We start from the raw sequence: 15,819 nt of genomic DNA, 5'->3' as shown, positions 1-15,819 counted from the left end.
TGCGTTAATACTGACCTTAATTTCCATTTATAAATAAACCTTCCTTATCCCAAGGGACCCTGTCAATCCGTCAGTAGAAAAATCGGTTGTTGCCTTAACTTTTCTACATCAATAAACATAGCTTCAACTATGATACACTATTGCTTCTATAGAAAACAATATGATCCTCTTTATTATGAACGAAAACTTGTATAAGAAGGAGGTTTTATGTCCTATATGGATCCAGACGCAAAGGGCTCATCTGCTTACTGCCTCTTTTTCAAGAAAACAGCCGCCTCTCTGAACTACGAGAGGCGGCTGTTTCGTTCTATAATTGGCATATCAATAGTAACCGTTGTCCCTTTTCCTTTACCGCTTTTAAAATGCATGGTACCTTGATGACGCTCCATGATTTTGTAACACACGGCCAGCCCTAAGCCAGTGCCAGCTTCTTTTGTAGAATAAAACGGCGTTCCTACTTGTTCAATCCTCTCTTGACTCATTCCGATTCCATTGTCTTCAAAGTGAATCAATGCTCGTGTATCTTTTTCTTCAACTGTGATTGTAATATGACCTTTCTCCATAATAGCTTCTACACCATTTTTAATCACATTGATGAACACTTGTTTCAACTGATTTGCATCAGCTGAAACATAAATAGGCCTTTTGGCTGTTTCTTTCAATAAAATAGAAACATTATTTAAATTGGCCTGCGCTTCCATTAGGGTAATAACTTGTTTTAAAATCTCGCATAAATTGGTCTTTTCAAAAGATACATGCTGCTTTTTTCCAAGAATGAGCATTTCACTGGAGATTAAGTTGATGCGGTCGATTTCAGACATCATAATATCTAAATATGTGTCATTTGTTTCCTTAGAGGCTTGCATAACCTGTACAAAGCCTTTTAAAGAAGTAAGCGGGTTTCTAATTTCATGTGCGACGGCACCTGCCATTTGTCCAATAACCGACATTTTTTCCGAGGTTATCATAAGCTCTTCATCTTGACGGTATGTAGTAATATCGCGTGCAATCATAAATACACCTACTACCTGCTTATGAACGATGATGGGAAGCAAAGAACACCTAAGCAACCGTCTTTCTCTCTTTCTATTGATCACATTCATTTCGAACTTAGCACCTTTTCCATTCAGCACTTCTTTAAAATACTCTTTACACATATCAAACTCTTCAGCTGCGATAAGAGCTGAAGGTTTCATCTTTTGTAATTCTTCACTGGAGTATCCAACGATTGCTTCACCTTCTGGATTAGCAAGAAGAACTTCACCCGTTTTACTTATTTCAAAAACGCCATCGGGATTATGTTTGAATAAAGATTGATAGTGCTGATTGCTCGTTTGAAGTTCGTGTTCTTTTACTACGAGCTCTTGCTGGGACTCCACTAGTTTATAAGCTCTCCTATATACCAACCCATACAAAATAATCCCCGTAGCTAAAATAAAAAACCAACCTTTGTATTGTTGAAAAAAAATATATACTTCAAAACGACCTTGCGCTAATGTTCTAGATATATTATCAGATATCAAGATCCATACAGCGCCAATAATGATATATATAATCGAAATTCTTAAAGCTACTTTACGCGCGTGTTTCACCAAATTTTAATCACCTGTTTATCAGTATTGATCCCCTGTCTTATTGTCTTTATATGAAGTGTTCACTTTTTGTAGTCATTTCATGCCGTTGTAAAAAATTGATGAATGACCTGACCTAAGTTACTAATAGATTTTACATTTGCTTGAAAATGATACTGGTGAAGCCATTGACTATGATCGGGTGTCACACCTGTTAAATAAATCTGTACACCCATTAGCTGAAATTCCCATATTAAATGTTCTAGGGCTGCAACACCTCGTTCATCAATTTGACCTATTCCATTAAAGTCAATGATAACTCGATCAACCGTTTCTTCATCTATTTGTCTGAGCAGCCGATGTTCATTTTTCATGATGACTTCCTCAAACAAATCGCCAAACAGAGGTATAAGCACCATGTTGTTCGATAAATGAATAAACGGTCCCGACAGTTCTATAACTCGGTTCATTGCTTTTTCTAATCGTTCTTTTTGCAGCAGCAGTTCTAAGTCTGTTTCAGATAAACGCGCTGTATGTTGTTCGATTTTTTCTGAAAGAATTCTAATTTGAGAATCTTCCTCTACACATATTACATGTGCCTTATCTTGCTCCCATTTGCAATTCACGGTATAAAGAGACATTTTAGCTTTGCGCGAATGCATGACTAATTCTGTTTTTATTTTTTTCTTCTGCCCTAATCGTTTTCTAGCTTTGTTCTGACTATCTTCGTCAACAATTTCTAAAAAATGTTGAACCTCTCCGAATAAAGCGGCTGCTTCATCAGATTGCGCTAGAATATTCATTTCCTCATCCATAATAAAAACAGGAAGCGGAGCATATTTAATAGTCGACAACCTTAATCCCCCTAATTGATTGATAATGAAAAAACTCTTTCAACTCCTCTAACTGTGCAATAAATCGAACTTGATTTGTTTGAACAAGAGGAAACTTATAGTTTGAAACTACTCGGCCTCCAACTAAAATAAGCGGCTGATGTTTTGTCTTTTGTAATCCTTCTATATATTCGCTTGCTTTTTCTATATGATGAGTTAAACTGAACGAGATTCCTACTAAATCAGGTTTCCATTGTTCAACAGCGTGCGTTGCATGTAAAAGCGGAGAATCTGCTCCTAAAAGTTTCGTCTGCCATCCGTGCTCTTCAAAGAGAATGGAAATCATTTTTAAACCTAAAAAATGCTGTTCATTTTCTATGCACAAAAACAGACCTTTTTTTTCATTTTTAATAACTTCTTGTCTTATACACAATTGATAGCGTGACAAAACATAGTCACAGGTAGTAGTAGCTAAATGTTCATCAGCCACTGAAATTTCATCTTCTTCCCACATCATACCGATTTGAGCCATTGACACTGAAATGAATTGCTGAAAAATATAAAATGTATCGAAACCCTGCTGTCTTTTTTTCCACACAATATTCCAAGCTTCATCTTGATTCCCTGATAACAGTAATTCAGTCAAGCGTTCTATGCTTTCAATCAAGAAACCACCTCTTTTTCAGTCAAACGACTTGTTTTTTCCTTTGTTATTATCAACCATACCACTTAACTCACCCGCACTCTACAGTAAAATATTCTCACACTGACAAAATAGCACCGGACGTCTCTGACAAGTCAATCTCTTTATTTTTCAAAGTCAACGAGGTAGTGATGCAGCAAGTGACGGTTCTGTTCATTGTATAAGTACGCATACACAGGTCGTCCTATTGTGCCGTAAGTCATTCTTTCTCCAAGAAGACCTATATCTGTTAGAAATTTTAAATATTTCCGAATAGACACTCTTGAAATTCCCGTTTTTTCAGCTACATCATCAGTCGAAAAAGGGTGATCTTTAAGATGCTCAATGGCTTCTACGATAACTTCTAATGTTCCTGTCGTTAAACCCTTAGGCAACGGCTCTACCGGAGCTTCTTTTATTTTTTTATTAGACAGCAGCCCGTCTAATTCCTGTTGATTAAGCTGAGGTTGCTGTTTTAACGTACGAAATGTTTGTTTGTAAGCCGAAAGTGCTTGATAAAAGCGTTCAAATGTAAAAGGCTTAATCAAATAATCAATCGCTCCGTAGCGTAGAGCTTGCTGAATCGTTTGGGCATCCGAAGCAGCGGTGATAAAAATGACATCTATTTCCTCTTGTTTTGTTCGAATCTTTTGTAAAACTTTCAAACCATTTTGTCCAGGCATAAAGACATCAAGCAGCACTAAATCAACTTGATATTCATTTACCTTCACCAAGGCTTCATGACCCGAATGAGCAACAGCGACCACTGTAAACCCCTCTATCTCTTCAATGTACTTTTGATTAAACTGAGCAACCATTGGGTCGTCTTCAACAATTAATACTTTAATCAACTTGATCTCTCCTTGTTTCGTACGGAATATCAATATAGAATGTGGTACCGCTATTTATAAATGAGTCAATGACGATTTGGCCACCTAGTTCATCAATCGTTTGCTTCACTAAATGCAGCCCAAACCCTCTGCTCGTGCCTTTTGTAGAAAAGCCTTTCTTGAAAATCTGATTCATTGTATCGGAAGGAATGCCGCAGCCTGTATCCGTGACTTGAATCGTAAGTTTATTGTTTTTATACACAAGCATAACGGACACTTTTTTAGAGGCTTGATGACAAACTGAATCAATTGCATTATCAATTAAATTTCCAATAATGGTAATGAGATGATGAGTAACTTGTGGATCTGAAGGTTCTGGAATAACTTCATCAGCGGAAAACGTCAGTTCTACGCTTTCCTCTCTAGCATAACTCATTTTGCCCATGAGGAACCCTGCCAACGCATGATCTTTAATAGATTTAGTCACTGAACTAGATTCATCGACACGGTGATTAACAAGCTGATGAATATACGTTTTTAGCTCATCATAATAATTCATCTGCACCATTCCTAAAATCACATGAAGTTTATTCATAAATTCATGCGATTGTGCTCGAAGCGCTTCCACATACATTTTAACACCTGTTAGCTGTTCTGCTAAGATATTAACTTCTGTTTTATCCCGAAACGTAGAAAGTGCCCCTACAATCTCTTCGTTTACTACTAGCGGAACCCTATTAACCACAATGGCTACTCCATTTATGACTTGCTCTTCATCGTAATGAGATTCCCCCGTAGACAAAACGTCGTCCAACCTGGAGGTGGGCATATATTCTCGAATAGACAAACCGATTGGCTCTGGTGCTAACCCTGCTTTAACAAATAAGCGGCGTGCAGAACGATTAGCAAGTGTAATATTACCTTCTTTATCAACAGCTATCACTCCTTCACGAACCGACTGCAGCATGATGCTTCTCTCTTCTAGAATTTTAGCAATTTCAGAAGGTTCCAAGCCAAATAAAATTTTCTTTATGTAATTCGCTAATAAAATAGCACCAAGAACGCCTACAAGTAAACCAATTAATGAACCTAAAACAATTCGGCGATGCCCATCTCTAATTGCTTCATTTACATTATTCAAAGAAATCCCCACAGCTACTGCGCCAATTTGTTGATTTTTTTCATTATAAATAGGTGCAAAAGCGCGCAGAGATTTATCGAGCGTTCCTTTTGATACAGATACATAAGATTTTCCGTGCAATGATTTTTGCTCATCGCCTCCGGCAAACCTCTTTCCTATCTTTTTAGGATCTGGGTGAGATTGCCGAATTCCATTCATATCCATAACAACGATAAACAAGACGCTTGATTTTTTACGAATTCGTTTAGTGAATTCTTGAATTGACTGAGGTGTTTTTGTTTCTAGTCCTTCTTTCACGTTCGTTGATTCTGAAATAATCGTAGCAATAGTCCGAGCTTTTTCAGCCTGTTGATCTCGAATATTTTTTCCAATTGAACTGCTAACTAATAAATCCGTTAACAATAGCGATAGAATCACCACCATGCATACAAGCAGCACCGTGATGCTTCGCAGCCCCATTCTTCCGTGTTTCACATTCTTTCCTCGCTTCCCTGCTTTTCTTGTTTATAGCACAAGAAAAAGATCTTATCTAGAGTCAGATAAGATCTTCGCTTATTTAATTTCAGTTTTACTGAGTTGATTAACATTTATACAGGAAGGTTAACAATCTACTTTATAGTTTAGGTCCTTTTCGATATTTGAACCATCCCATTTTATAAAAGGCAAAGACCATTACGCCTACAAGCCCAATCATAATGCCAAGTACAATAAAATAATTATATTTCCCCTTCAGTTCCGGCATATATGAAAAGTTCATGCCATAGAGACCAGCAATAAACGTCAACGGTAAGAAAATAGCTGACATAAGCGTTAGCGTAAACATGATTGAATTCATACGATCCGAGTTAATGGACATAAAGCTTTCTCGAATATCATTTGACAAATCCCTGCTCGCTTGCATAATTTCAATCATATTTAATAAGTGGTCATAAATATCATTAAAATAGCGAACCTGCTCTTTTGCTTTTAACGCATTAGTTGACATAATACGATACATTAAATCTCTCATGGGGTTTAAAATGCGGCGCATTCGTGACAAATCACTTCGGATGTCATAAAGCTGCCTCATTAATTCATCCATAGGTTCGTCTTTTGCATTGTCTTCAATGTCGTCTATGTGATCTTCAAATTTATAAAGCACAGGGAAGTATTCGTCAACGGTATGATCTAAGAGTTCATACATGATATCCCATGTTCCATCTTCGGTAGCCTCAGGGTCTTTTTTGATAAGCTCCCACACCCTAGCCACGCTCGTTAGCTTATCCATATGGTAAGTGACTAAAAAGTTATCCCCTACAAACGCAGATACTTCTAAGTGCTCAAGCTCTTCTTTATGAAGGGCATAATAGACTAAAAAATAATGCTCATCATACAGCTCAAATTTAGCGCGCTGACCTTGATTTAAACAGTCCTCAACTGCTAAAGGATGAAAATTAAATTGTTCAAGCTGCTTTTTTTCTTCCTCGGTGGGATTGTAAAAATCAACCCAATACCATTGAAAGTCATGGCTTGAACGAATCTCATTCATTTCTATTTCTTTAATAGCTCCTTCTTTGGTTTTAGCTACAATTTTAATCATAAGATAACCTCTGTCTTTTTTGATACTATTCTCTGCACATACCCTTTTTACCATTTTGTTAAACTTTTTTCTTTTAATGTACGCCTTTTCTCGTCTATACATACGATGATGGTGACGACAAGAGAACAAAACGGTGAGGAGGTATATCCATATGTATGAATTTTACTCCCGGCATGAAGAATATTGGGAAGATGATACAAGACTAGACGAACAGCTTCTAAGAGATATAAACAAAGCTGTAAGCGATGAGTTTTCCGCTATTCACTACTATACACGCTTAGCAGAACTGGCTCCTAATAATCAGTTTCAACAAGCTATATTAGGTATTCGGCAGGATGAAATTAAACACTTTGACTGGTTTTCTAAAGCCTATTATGATTTATCAGGCAGCTACCCACAGATTTCATTAAACATAAAACTGCCAAATACTTTTCAAGAAGGGATCTCTGAATCCATTAAAGATGAAGTAGAAACCGTTCCATTTTATCAATCAATCGCTAGAAGAATCACAAATGCTCGAATTCAAAGCCGCATTGTTCGAGCTGCGAGCGATGAACAGCGCCACGGTCAAATTTTCCAAACCATTCAGTCCCGCTTCTCATACTAAATAATACGCTTGCAATCGCAAGCGTATTATTTGGTATGGTTTTATCATTATCTCTTACTTTGTAGCATTAAATTCTTCTTTGATTTTTTGGAGCAGCGTTTGATTTGTTAATACGTCATACCCTGTTAATGCCATTGTTTGTGCCCCAAGTATCATTGCTTCTCTTCCTTGCTCACTTAAAGCTGCTTCTCTAAATTCGTGCGTATGACAAACAAAATAATCATCACAAATTTGAATATACGGATGAATAGCCGGAACAACCTGACTTACATTCCCCATATCTAAAGATCCATGATCGCCTTGGTCTTCCGTAATGCTTTGTTCGCTCACGCCTAATGAGATGAGATTATTTGTATAGACATCGGATAATGTTTGATTCGTTTGCATATCATCATAAGAAAACTCATAGTTTGAGGTTTTTAATTTTGTTCCCGTGGCTAGAGCAGCGCCGTTTGCACATGCCTTCACCTTCTCTGTCACTTCATCTACATATGCACGAGTTGAAGCGCGGACATAAAATTGTGCTACTGCATAATCCGGTACAACGTTGGCCGCCTTGCCTCCCTCTGTAATCACTCCATGAATGCGTACATCCGGCTTCACGTGCTGGCGAAGCGCATTAATGCTGTTGAACGTTTGTAATACGCCGTCTAACGCGTTGATTCCTTCATGAGGAGCAGCAGCTGCGTGCGCGGATTTTCCGAAGAACTCAAACTGAATTGCATCCATCGCAAGAGAACGTCCGCTTTTTTGGTGGCAGTAATAAGGATGTACCATCATAGCTACGTCTAAATGATTAAAAATGCCTTGCTCGGCCATCGTTACTTTGCCGCCTCGTGTTTCCTCTGCAGGCGTTCCATATACGTATACTTTACCGCCTGTTTCTGCAACTGCTTTACTAAGACCAATACCAGCTGCAATCGACATGGTTCCAATTAAGTTATGTCCGCATGCATGTCCGAGATCCGGCAAAGCATCGTACTCAGCCATAAACCCAATCGACGGACCTGGCTTTTGACTGTCATAAACAGCAGTAAAAGCCGTTGGCAAGTCACATGTACCAATTTCAACTGTGAACCCTTGTTCTTTTAAAACATCCGTTAATGCTTTGCACGCTTTGAATTCTTCGTGACCAAGCTCAGGATTTTGCCCAATATATTTGCTTACCTCATAAAATGTCTCCTGTAAGTTATTAATTGTTTCATTTATTAATTGTTTCATTAGTTGTACTCCTCTTTTAAATATTTAAACAAATTATAGTATATTTATTCGTTTTTTAAAAGCTAGTTTTTAAGACGGGTTTTCCTATCACCTTAATATGCCTTATAATTAAATTACTAACTGTTTTAAAGAAGGTATGCATAATGATTAACATAAAAAAATTCAATTTTTTAGGCGGTCGTATTATTAAAACAGGCATTGCCGTTTTTTTAACTGCGCTCATTTGCCAGTCCATTGGCTGGCCGTATATGCTCGCTGTTATTACAGCTATTGTTACGATTGAACCAACAGCTGCCGATTCTATTAAAAAAGCTTTCATCCGCTTTCCTGCTTCAGCAATCGGAGCTGCTTTTGCCATGCTTTACACATTTCTATTAGGAGTGACGCCGCTTACCTATATGCTTGTTGCTGTTTCTACTATTATATCCTGTTCTAAATTGCGTTTGCATGCAGGAACACTCGTTGCCACGCTAACAGGGGTGGCTATGCTGACGATTGTGCACGATCATTATTTCATCTCGTTTTTAATTCGGTTAGCGACCACCAGTATTGGGCTGCTTACTTCTTCACTTGTGAATATCATCGTTCTTCCTCCTAATTATACACCGATTATTACGAGGAAAATTCAAAATCTCTCAAAACAAATGAGCAGCGTTTTACAGCAAAGAGGAAGCGAACTTTCCCAAGTACATGCTTGTCATAAACAAACAAAGCTTCAATTTCAGCAGCTTTCCGCTGAAATTGAAAAAATTGAGACGCTTTGTGAGTATCAGCGAAAAGAATGGAAGTTTCATCATTTCACTCGTACAGCTATGAGAAAATTCCACTATGAATATAAGAAACTTTCTCTTATGAGGCAGCTTGTCTACCATATTGGTAATTTAATTTACTTGCCTGCTCATCAGCTGCAAAGTGCAAGACATCAAGTAATATGGGATACATTCACTTCCTTTCATAATGTCTTACAAAATGAACAATATAAAAGCTCTTTGCAGCATCAAACGCTTGTTTTGACTTTAAAACAAAGGTTTTGGGCACATAAGCAGGAGGAAAACAGAGGGGATCACCCTTTTTCAACAGAAACAACAATGCTTTACGAACTGCTTGCAATTCACCATCTGCTTGAAGAACTACACCGTATTCATTGTTTGAAGGATCGATATAACTTAAATAACTCATCTGTCTCACTTTCTTCATAAAAAAATCCTCACATATGTGAGGATTTTCTTGTTTACGAAACTTGTGACTCATCTTTCTTATATTCTTTCTCCCAGTAGTCTGCATTTTTAATTCCCAGCTTAACAGGATCAAATACAGGGTCTACCCCTTGTTTTTTCTGAGCTTCATAGTCTTTTAATGCAACTAACGCAGGCTTAGCTAAAATTAAGATAGCAATTAAATTTAGCCATACCATGATACCAAGCCCGACATCTCCTAACGCCCAAGCTAGTGATGCTTGTTTAACTGAGCCGTAGAACGTAGCTCCTAGAAGGACAAGCTTTAATGCAAACATAGCCCACTTTCCGTTCTTTCCGCGAGTTAGGTAAGCAATATTTGTTTCAGCAATGTAATAATAAGCCATGATCGTTGTAAACGCGAAAAAGAATAGGGCAACTGCCACGAAGCCAGCTCCGAACCCCGGCAACACTGTTTCAATAGCAGCTTGTGTAAATCCAGGTCCTGCTTCTACACCCGGTAGATTTGAAATAATAAATGAACCGCCTGGTCCTTCCGTATTGTACATGCCTGTAAATAAAATCATAAACGCTGTCGCTGAACAAACGAACAGTGTATCAATATAAACCGAAAAAGCTTGTACAAGACCTTGTTTCACTGGGTGTGAAACTTCTGCTGCAGCTGCTGCGTGTGCACCTGTTCCTTGCCCTGCTTCGTTTGAATAAATACCGCGCTTAACTCCCCAAGAAACAGCTAAACCAACGATTCCTCCAAAAGCAGAATCTAATGCAAAAGCACTTTTAAAAATAAGAGCGATAACTCCCGGCAACTCGGAAATGTTCATGGCAATAATAATAAGAGCTAAAATAATATACCCAAGTGCCATAAAAGGTACAACGAATTGGGCCACTCCTGCAATACGCTTAACGCCTCCAAAGATAATAAAAGCAAGAATAATAACTAATCCTACTGCTGTAACCGTTGGACTAACGCCAAATGCGTTGTCGATGCCAAGCGCGATGGAGTTAGACTGAACGCCCGGCATTAAGATACTCATTGCAACAAGTGCTGCAATAGCAAATAAAATGCCATACCATTTCATACCTGTTCCTTTTTCAATGTAGTACGCTGGACCACCTCGATATTGGCCATCTTGTTTAACTTTATAAATTTGAGCAAGTGTTGATTCGATGAATGCACTAGAAGCACCAATAAAAGCAACTGCCCACATCCAAAATACAGCTCCTGGACCTCCAAAAGCGATAGCTGTTGCAACTCCAGCAATGTTTCCTGTTCCGACTCGTCCCGACAGCGCTAAAGACAGGGCTTGGAAGGAAGAAACTCCTGCTTCTGAGCTTTTACCCTGAAACATCAGCATAACCATGTCTTTTAAGTGTCTTACCTGCAAAAACCTCGTTAAAATTGAGAAAAACAGGCCGATCGCAAGACACCCATAAATAACAGGTGTGCTCCATAGCACATTATTCAAACTCGTTACAAATTGCTCCAAACGATAACCCCCTTATTTTCTATTCAGACTATTTTAAATTATAAGTTAAATTATAAATTTTAACAATAAAACTCTAAATTAAAACTAATTTTTAGTTAAAATACACAAAAAACTTATAAAATCCTCAAAAACATCCAACGATAAACCGTTTACATTCCGTAATTATCGCCTTCAAAAGAGAGATATCTGCACCTTTCTTATCAGGAACACATAGGCTGTAGGAGTTATTTTCTATTAGAAGGTGTGAAAAACAATGATGAGAATAGAGCCTTTATTTTATCGTCCTTTAGCTCTAGACCTTCTTTATGCGTGCGTCTTAGCTTATAAGCAATACGCACAGGGAGGCACATTTGATGTACCTGAAGGCTACCGGCTTATTAAATCGTTTAAAGCTTCTGCCGTAGGGGTGCAAGAATGGTTTGGTTTTATTTTAGAATCTGATGACTCTATCGTAATTGCCTTTCGAGGAACTCAATCTGAGGCAGACTGGATTGCTGATGCTCGCATTAGGCAGCGCCCTTATCCATACAATCAACAAGCCGGTCTCGTCCACGAAGGTTTTTTAGCCGTTTACGAATCATGCCGTGATGAAATTTTTGAAACGTATCAGTCCCTTGCCCCCAAGCCACTTTATATAACGGGGCATAGCCTAGGTGGCGCACTCGCTGTTCTTCATGCCTTAGATGTCGCCACAAACGCATCTTTTCCAGAAGTTACAATGTACAACTACGGAGCTCCTCGAGTAGGTGATCCTCAATTCGTTCAAACATACACAAATCTTGTTTCAAATAGCCGCTGTTTTGTTAACACGACGGATACGGTTCCTAAAATCCCGCCGAAGCGCCTTTATTCCCCTTCCACCAAGCAAACAATTTATTACGATCAGGATCCTCTGCAACTCTCGTTTACGATTCAAACAGGCTCTACCGTAGGGAACCATAATCCCCAAACATACAGTGTTGGTATTTGGATGATGTCGGACTATCCTATTTTGGTCCAAAAATAAAAAAACAGGCGGACTGCCTGTTTTTTTTATGCACCAATTGCTGCTTTGATTTCTTCTATTTGTTCTTGATGACGCTTTTCATGATAGCCAATAAAATCAATCCACTGCTTTAAATCCATTAACCCAAACACAGGGTGTGGAAATGATTTTTGCTTTAGCTTGTCTTCACTTGCTGTTTCTTCTAGCTCTATTAAAGCCGCTCTTGATTCTGCCAGCTTACTCTTCATTTCTTCTAATGTCTGCTTTTCATTAGAAGGCGTAACTTGAGCCGGTGCATCTACTTTCCGCGAACGGTCTACCGCTAAATGAAACGGCTTATCTTCCGTCGGCTGATCCACACCGTTTTCTAACTGATCCTTTACACGTGAAACAATCATGCGCTCCATCAAATATAAATGTTCTAATACTTGCATAACGCTCCATGTATTAGATGCTGGCTGTTGATTTAATTGTTCATATGTTAATGATTCTACACTGCTCAATACGTCATTTCGAAACTGTTCATTTTTATTCATATTTAATCCTCCTCTAGGATTCCTCTAGCTTATCGTATCAAAAAACTCTTCTATATAAAAAGGATATCCCTTTACTTAACTATGTTTTAGCTGCAATTGTTTCACGTGAAAAAATCATATTTTCTATTTGACATAGATCAACTGAGGTGTTATATTTAGACTTCTGGCTTTTCTTTAAGAGCTGGACATAGTGAAAGTAACTTGAAAGGATGTATCGTACAATGCAAGGTAAAAATACTGGCATTCGACACATGTCTTTGAACAAAACTTATTCACACTGGATCGGCTTCGGAGCCGTAAGGATGCAAGAGAGGTAGGGCTTGCGTCGTTTAGGTTAATCGATCATGTGGAAAAACAAACCGCGGCAATGGATGAAATCCATGCAAGCACAATCAATGCTAATTGTGCCCTAACAACAACGAAACATACAAAAACCGTAATCATGGATTTTATAAAGAAAGTAATCATTTTGTTTTTACACTTGCAAAAGCAAGTTACTGATAAGAAACACGAACAAAAGCGAGCAGATGCATCTGCTCGCTTTTTTAATGATGGTTTTTTATTTACTTTATCATTTCTTTTTTAGCGGATCTTACAAAAAAGCCGAAACCACACTGGTTTCGGCTTTTTCTTATTGCTCTGCTAGTACATCAGCAAATGCTTTTGCATAAGGAGGAAGGTCTGGCGGACGGCGGCTTGAGATGATGTGACCGTCGATTACGACTGCTTCATCATGCCAAATAGCTCCCGCATTTTCCATATCATCTTTGATTCCTGGCGTACTTGTTACGTTTCGGCCATCTAAGATTTTTGCAGAGATTAATACCCATCCTGCATGGCAGATTTGGCCGATTGGCTTTTGCTGTTCATCCATATGACGAACCATTTCAATTACTTCAGGGTAGCGGCGCAGTTTATCCGGCGCCCAGCCTCCAGGTACTAAAATAGCGTCATATTCAGCTGGATCAACATCTTTAAAAGCGTAGTCCGATACGGCTGGAACACCGTATTTCCCCATGTACGTTTCGTTTGCTTTTTCTCCAACTAAATGTACTTCTGCTCCTTCTTCTCGAAGACGCATCACTGGATACCATAGTTCTAGATCTTCAAAGTCTGCACTAACAAGCGCAATAACTCTTTTATTTTCTAAACGCATCGTAACACCTCCGCCATCAGTATAGCATGTTGGAGAATAAGATTGAAAATAAGGGACTAACTTGTACATAATTAAAGGATTTTTCAAGTGCTCTTCAGAAAATTTTTGTATGCCAAATGGTCTAATTTTATATTTTCACTTGACTGGGGACAAACATCACACTACAATGTGTAGTGTGATGTTCATAATGTTGTAAAATTATCCAAATAAGAAAGACTTTCTGATTTAATTACTACATTTCTTTTTTCGGGCTTTTACACTACATAATGTAGTGTTTTTCAAATACACTTAAAGGAGGAAGTAAAGTGAATAAAAACGTCGAAATTGGTTCACTTATTATTCGTTTAGTATTAGGTTTTACATTTTTAGTACACGGCTTTCAAAAATGGCAAGGCGGGATTGAAAATACAGTAGGGTTCTTCGATAGCTTAGGAATCCCTGGTTTCATGGCATATATTGTTGCAACCATTGAACTTGTAGGTGGGGTTCTTATTATTCTTGGCCTAGCAACAAGAGTTGTATCTGCTTTATTTGTGGCAGTTATGCTTGGCGCCATTTTTACAGCCAAGCTTAAAAGCGGATTTGTTGGCGGGTTTGAGTTTGATATTGCCTTAATTGCCATGTCTGCTCACTTATTTCTTGCAGGAAGCCAGTTCCTTGCTCTTGATGCAGTGGTATTCAAAAAGAAAGAAACTGCCTTTTCTCTTCAAGAAGAAAGCAGTAAATAAAAAAAGAAAGCTTATACTCTCCCAATATAAGCTTTCAGATTAGTCCCCGCCGTTTAAGGCGGGCTTTTTTTATATTTGCAGCAGCAAATTGGCAAATAAAGAAGAACGCTCGGACAACGTATCAATTTGAATATGTTCATATTCCGCATGTATTCCTTTTCCGCATGCTCCTAATCCATCCAACGTGGGAACACCAATGGCCGCTGTAAAATTGCCATCACTTCCGCCGCCCACAGCTGCTTCTTCCAATTTCATACCCAGTTTGGCCGCGATTGATTGAGCACATTCAAATAGCTCTTCCGTTTGTTTAGACTTGACCATCGGAGGACGATTCATTCCTCCCGTTACTTCGAGCTTAATCCCTTTTAAAATGGGTGTTAAATTCAAAATAATATCCGTCATGCGTTTTGCTTCTTCTTCTGTAGAAACACGTAAATCCACGTGCGCTTCTGCATATTCCGGCACTACATTTGTACCGCTGCCTCCCGTAAATGTCCCAACGTTCACCGTTGTACCTTTTTCATAATCTGTTAAGCCCTGCAAGAAAATCACTTGGCGCGCCAGCTCTTCAATCGCATTGATTCCTTCTTTGTGGTGATTACCCGCGTGTGCTGCTCGTCCCCATGCTTTTACGGTGAAAATTCCCGCTCCTTTGCGCGACGTTTTTAACGCGCCTGAACCCGCCACCGCCGGTTCCGCTACTAGCACTGCTTCACTCCTTTGTGCTTCTTCTTCAATGTATTTTTTAGAAGAAATTGACCCAATCTCTTCATCCGAATTGCAGAAAAACACAATTTTTTTATCGAGCGATAAGCCAAGCTCTTGAATCGCTTTAATCGCCCATATAGATTGCACAATGCCGCCTTTCATGTCTAAAATTCCCGGACCGTACAGCTTGTTTCCCTCTGTTCTTAGACTCAGCCTTCCCTTTTCCCATACCGTGTCAAAGTGACCGATAATTAAAAGCTGCTTTTCTCCTTCTCCAATCGTAAATTTCAAATGGTTTCCTACTTCTTTTTCTTCTATGATTTCGTATCCTACCCCCAACCGTTTATGAAACAGCTGCGTTAAATACATTCCACACTGATCTACTAACTCTTTACTGTAGGACGGTGATTCTTTTTTCACAAATCCAACTAAATCTTCAAGCATCTCTTGTTCGTGTTCTTTTAAATAACTAAACACGCTTTGTTCTACCATTACCTGACTCAAATCAATTCCTCCTCCAAACAACCCCTGCTGCTTGCATTAAATGCTTTTATTT

Annotated in this window: 16 protein-coding genes; 5 read left to right on the top strand and 11 right to left on the bottom strand. The window is 38.6% G+C overall.

What is annotated here, in order from left to right; translation table 11 throughout:
- Nucleotides 1-284: 284 nt before the first annotated feature.
- The 6 genes from MKY06_RS01765 to corA form a co-directional block, all read right to left on the bottom strand.
- Nucleotides 285-1,592 carry an ATP-binding protein gene (locus MKY06_RS01765; RefSeq protein WP_234015017.1) on the bottom strand — a complete coding sequence of 436 codons (1,308 nt, stop codon included), beginning with the start codon at nucleotides 1,590-1,592 and terminating at the stop codon, nucleotides 285-287.
- Between the two features lie 80 nt (nucleotides 1,593-1,672).
- Nucleotides 1,673-2,425, bottom strand: coding sequence for an STAS domain-containing protein (locus tag MKY06_RS01760; RefSeq protein WP_013055099.1), 753 nt, complete (start codon nucleotides 2,423-2,425; stop codon nucleotides 1,673-1,675).
- Nucleotides 2,412-3,071 carry a cobalamin B12-binding domain-containing protein gene (locus MKY06_RS01755; protein WP_013055098.1) on the bottom strand — a complete coding sequence of 220 codons (660 nt, stop codon included), beginning with the start codon at nucleotides 3,069-3,071 and terminating at the stop codon, nucleotides 2,412-2,414. Before MKY06_RS01755 ends, MKY06_RS01760 begins: the two co-directional genes overlap by 14 nt.
- Nucleotides 3,072-3,211: 140 nt before the next feature.
- Nucleotides 3,212-3,937 (bottom strand): response regulator, encoded by a 726-nt coding sequence (locus tag MKY06_RS01750; protein ID WP_289910640.1) that lies wholly within the window; start codon nucleotides 3,935-3,937, stop codon nucleotides 3,212-3,214.
- Nucleotides 3,930-5,516 (bottom strand): DcuS/MalK family sensor histidine kinase, encoded by a 1,587-nt coding sequence (gene dcuS, locus MKY06_RS01745; RefSeq protein ID WP_013055096.1) that lies wholly within the window; start codon nucleotides 5,514-5,516, stop codon nucleotides 3,930-3,932. Before dcuS ends, MKY06_RS01750 begins: the two co-directional genes overlap by 8 nt.
- A gap of 154 nt (nucleotides 5,517-5,670) precedes the next feature.
- Complete coding sequence (corA, locus tag MKY06_RS01740) at nucleotides 5,671-6,636, bottom strand: magnesium/cobalt transporter CorA (protein ID WP_025601852.1); 966 nt, start codon at nucleotides 6,634-6,636, stop codon at nucleotides 5,671-5,673.
- A gap of 151 nt (nucleotides 6,637-6,787) precedes the next feature.
- On the opposite strand from corA, the gene MKY06_RS01735 reads away from it, so the two are divergent.
- Nucleotides 6,788-7,243 (top strand): ferritin-like domain-containing protein, encoded by a 456-nt coding sequence (locus tag MKY06_RS01735; RefSeq protein WP_340960164.1) that lies wholly within the window; start codon nucleotides 6,788-6,790, stop codon nucleotides 7,241-7,243.
- A gap of 54 nt (nucleotides 7,244-7,297) precedes the next feature.
- On the opposite strand, the gene MKY06_RS01730 is transcribed toward MKY06_RS01735, so the two are convergent.
- Nucleotides 7,298-8,464 carry a M20 family metallopeptidase gene (locus tag MKY06_RS01730; protein WP_025601693.1) on the bottom strand — a complete coding sequence of 389 codons (1,167 nt, stop codon included), beginning with the start codon at nucleotides 8,462-8,464 and terminating at the stop codon, nucleotides 7,298-7,300.
- Between the two features lie 143 nt (nucleotides 8,465-8,607).
- Between MKY06_RS01730 and MKY06_RS01725 the strand changes: the two genes are divergently transcribed.
- Nucleotides 8,608-9,663, top strand: a complete 1,056-nt coding sequence (locus tag MKY06_RS01725) for an aromatic acid exporter family protein (protein ID WP_013055092.1) — start codon at nucleotides 8,608-8,610, stop codon at nucleotides 9,661-9,663.
- Nucleotides 9,664-9,695: 32 nt separating this feature from the next.
- Here the strand turns inward: MKY06_RS01725 and MKY06_RS01720 are convergent, their stop codons facing one another.
- The gene (locus MKY06_RS01720; RefSeq protein WP_013055091.1) at nucleotides 9,696-11,150 is read right to left on the bottom strand and encodes an alanine/glycine:cation symporter family protein; all 1,455 of its coding nucleotides are present in this window, start codon (nucleotides 11,148-11,150) and stop codon (nucleotides 9,696-9,698) included.
- Between the two features lie 253 nt (nucleotides 11,151-11,403).
- Between MKY06_RS01720 and MKY06_RS01715 the strand changes: the two genes are divergently transcribed.
- Nucleotides 11,404-12,156: a lipase family protein gene (locus MKY06_RS01715; RefSeq protein ID WP_035439339.1), complete on the top strand. Its 753-nt coding sequence runs from the start codon at nucleotides 11,404-11,406 to the stop codon at nucleotides 12,154-12,156.
- A gap of 26 nt (nucleotides 12,157-12,182) precedes the next feature.
- Here the strand turns inward: MKY06_RS01715 and MKY06_RS01710 are convergent, their stop codons facing one another.
- Entirely contained in the window at nucleotides 12,183-12,671 is a 489-nt protein-coding gene (locus tag MKY06_RS01710; protein ID WP_025601698.1) for a DinB family protein, read from the bottom strand.
- A gap of 346 nt (nucleotides 12,672-13,017) precedes the next feature.
- Between MKY06_RS01710 and MKY06_RS01705 the strand changes: the two genes are divergently transcribed.
- Nucleotides 13,018-13,257 carry a hypothetical protein gene (locus MKY06_RS01705; RefSeq protein WP_013055088.1) on the top strand — a complete coding sequence of 80 codons (240 nt, stop codon included), beginning with the start codon at nucleotides 13,018-13,020 and terminating at the stop codon, nucleotides 13,255-13,257.
- Nucleotides 13,258-13,302: 45 nt separating this feature from the next.
- Here MKY06_RS01705 and MKY06_RS01700 read toward each other — a convergent pair whose 3' ends face one another.
- Nucleotides 13,303-13,827, bottom strand: a complete 525-nt coding sequence (locus MKY06_RS01700) for a type 1 glutamine amidotransferase domain-containing protein (RefSeq protein ID WP_013055087.1) — start codon at nucleotides 13,825-13,827, stop codon at nucleotides 13,303-13,305.
- Nucleotides 13,828-14,132: 305 nt separating this feature from the next.
- Here MKY06_RS01700 and MKY06_RS01695 point away from each other — a divergent pair, with 305 nt between their 5' ends.
- On the top strand, nucleotides 14,133-14,555 hold the full coding sequence (locus MKY06_RS01695) for a DoxX family protein (protein ID WP_025601701.1): 423 nt from the start codon (nucleotides 14,133-14,135) through the stop codon (nucleotides 14,553-14,555).
- A gap of 69 nt (nucleotides 14,556-14,624) precedes the next feature.
- Here MKY06_RS01695 and MKY06_RS01690 read toward each other — a convergent pair whose 3' ends face one another.
- Complete coding sequence (locus MKY06_RS01690) at nucleotides 14,625-15,788, bottom strand: M20 family metallopeptidase (RefSeq protein ID WP_013055085.1); 1,164 nt, start codon at nucleotides 15,786-15,788, stop codon at nucleotides 14,625-14,627.
- Between the last annotated feature and the right edge of the window lie 31 nt (nucleotides 15,789-15,819).

Source organism: Priestia sp. FSL P4-0332 (assembly GCF_038005845.1).
Classification (GTDB): domain Bacteria; phylum Bacillota; class Bacilli; order Bacillales; family Bacillaceae_H; genus Priestia.
This window is presented reverse-complemented; position numbering and strand designations above follow the sequence as displayed.

Coding starts and splice junctions, on each gene's coding strand:
- dcuS (WP_013055096.1), bottom strand. CDS start 5,516: ATGGGGCTGCGAAGCATCACGGTGCTGCTTGTATGCATGGTGGTGATT.
- corA (WP_025601852.1), bottom strand. CDS start 6,636: ATGATTAAAATTGTAGCTAAAACCAAAGAAGGAGCTATTAAAGAAATA.
- MKY06_RS01735 (WP_340960164.1), top strand. CDS start 6,788: ATGTATGAATTTTACTCCCGGCATGAAGAATATTGGGAAGATGATACA.
- MKY06_RS01730 (WP_025601693.1), bottom strand. CDS start 8,464: ATGAAACAATTAATAAATGAAACAATTAATAACTTACAGGAGACATTT.
- MKY06_RS01725 (WP_013055092.1), top strand. CDS start 8,608: ATGATTAACATAAAAAAATTCAATTTTTTAGGCGGTCGTATTATTAAA.
- MKY06_RS01715 (WP_035439339.1), top strand. CDS start 11,404: ATGATGAGAATAGAGCCTTTATTTTATCGTCCTTTAGCTCTAGACCTT.
- MKY06_RS01710 (WP_025601698.1), bottom strand. CDS start 12,671: ATGAATAAAAATGAACAGTTTCGAAATGACGTATTGAGCAGTGTAGAA.
- MKY06_RS01700 (WP_013055087.1), bottom strand. CDS start 13,827: ATGCGTTTAGAAAATAAAAGAGTTATTGCGCTTGTTAGTGCAGACTTT.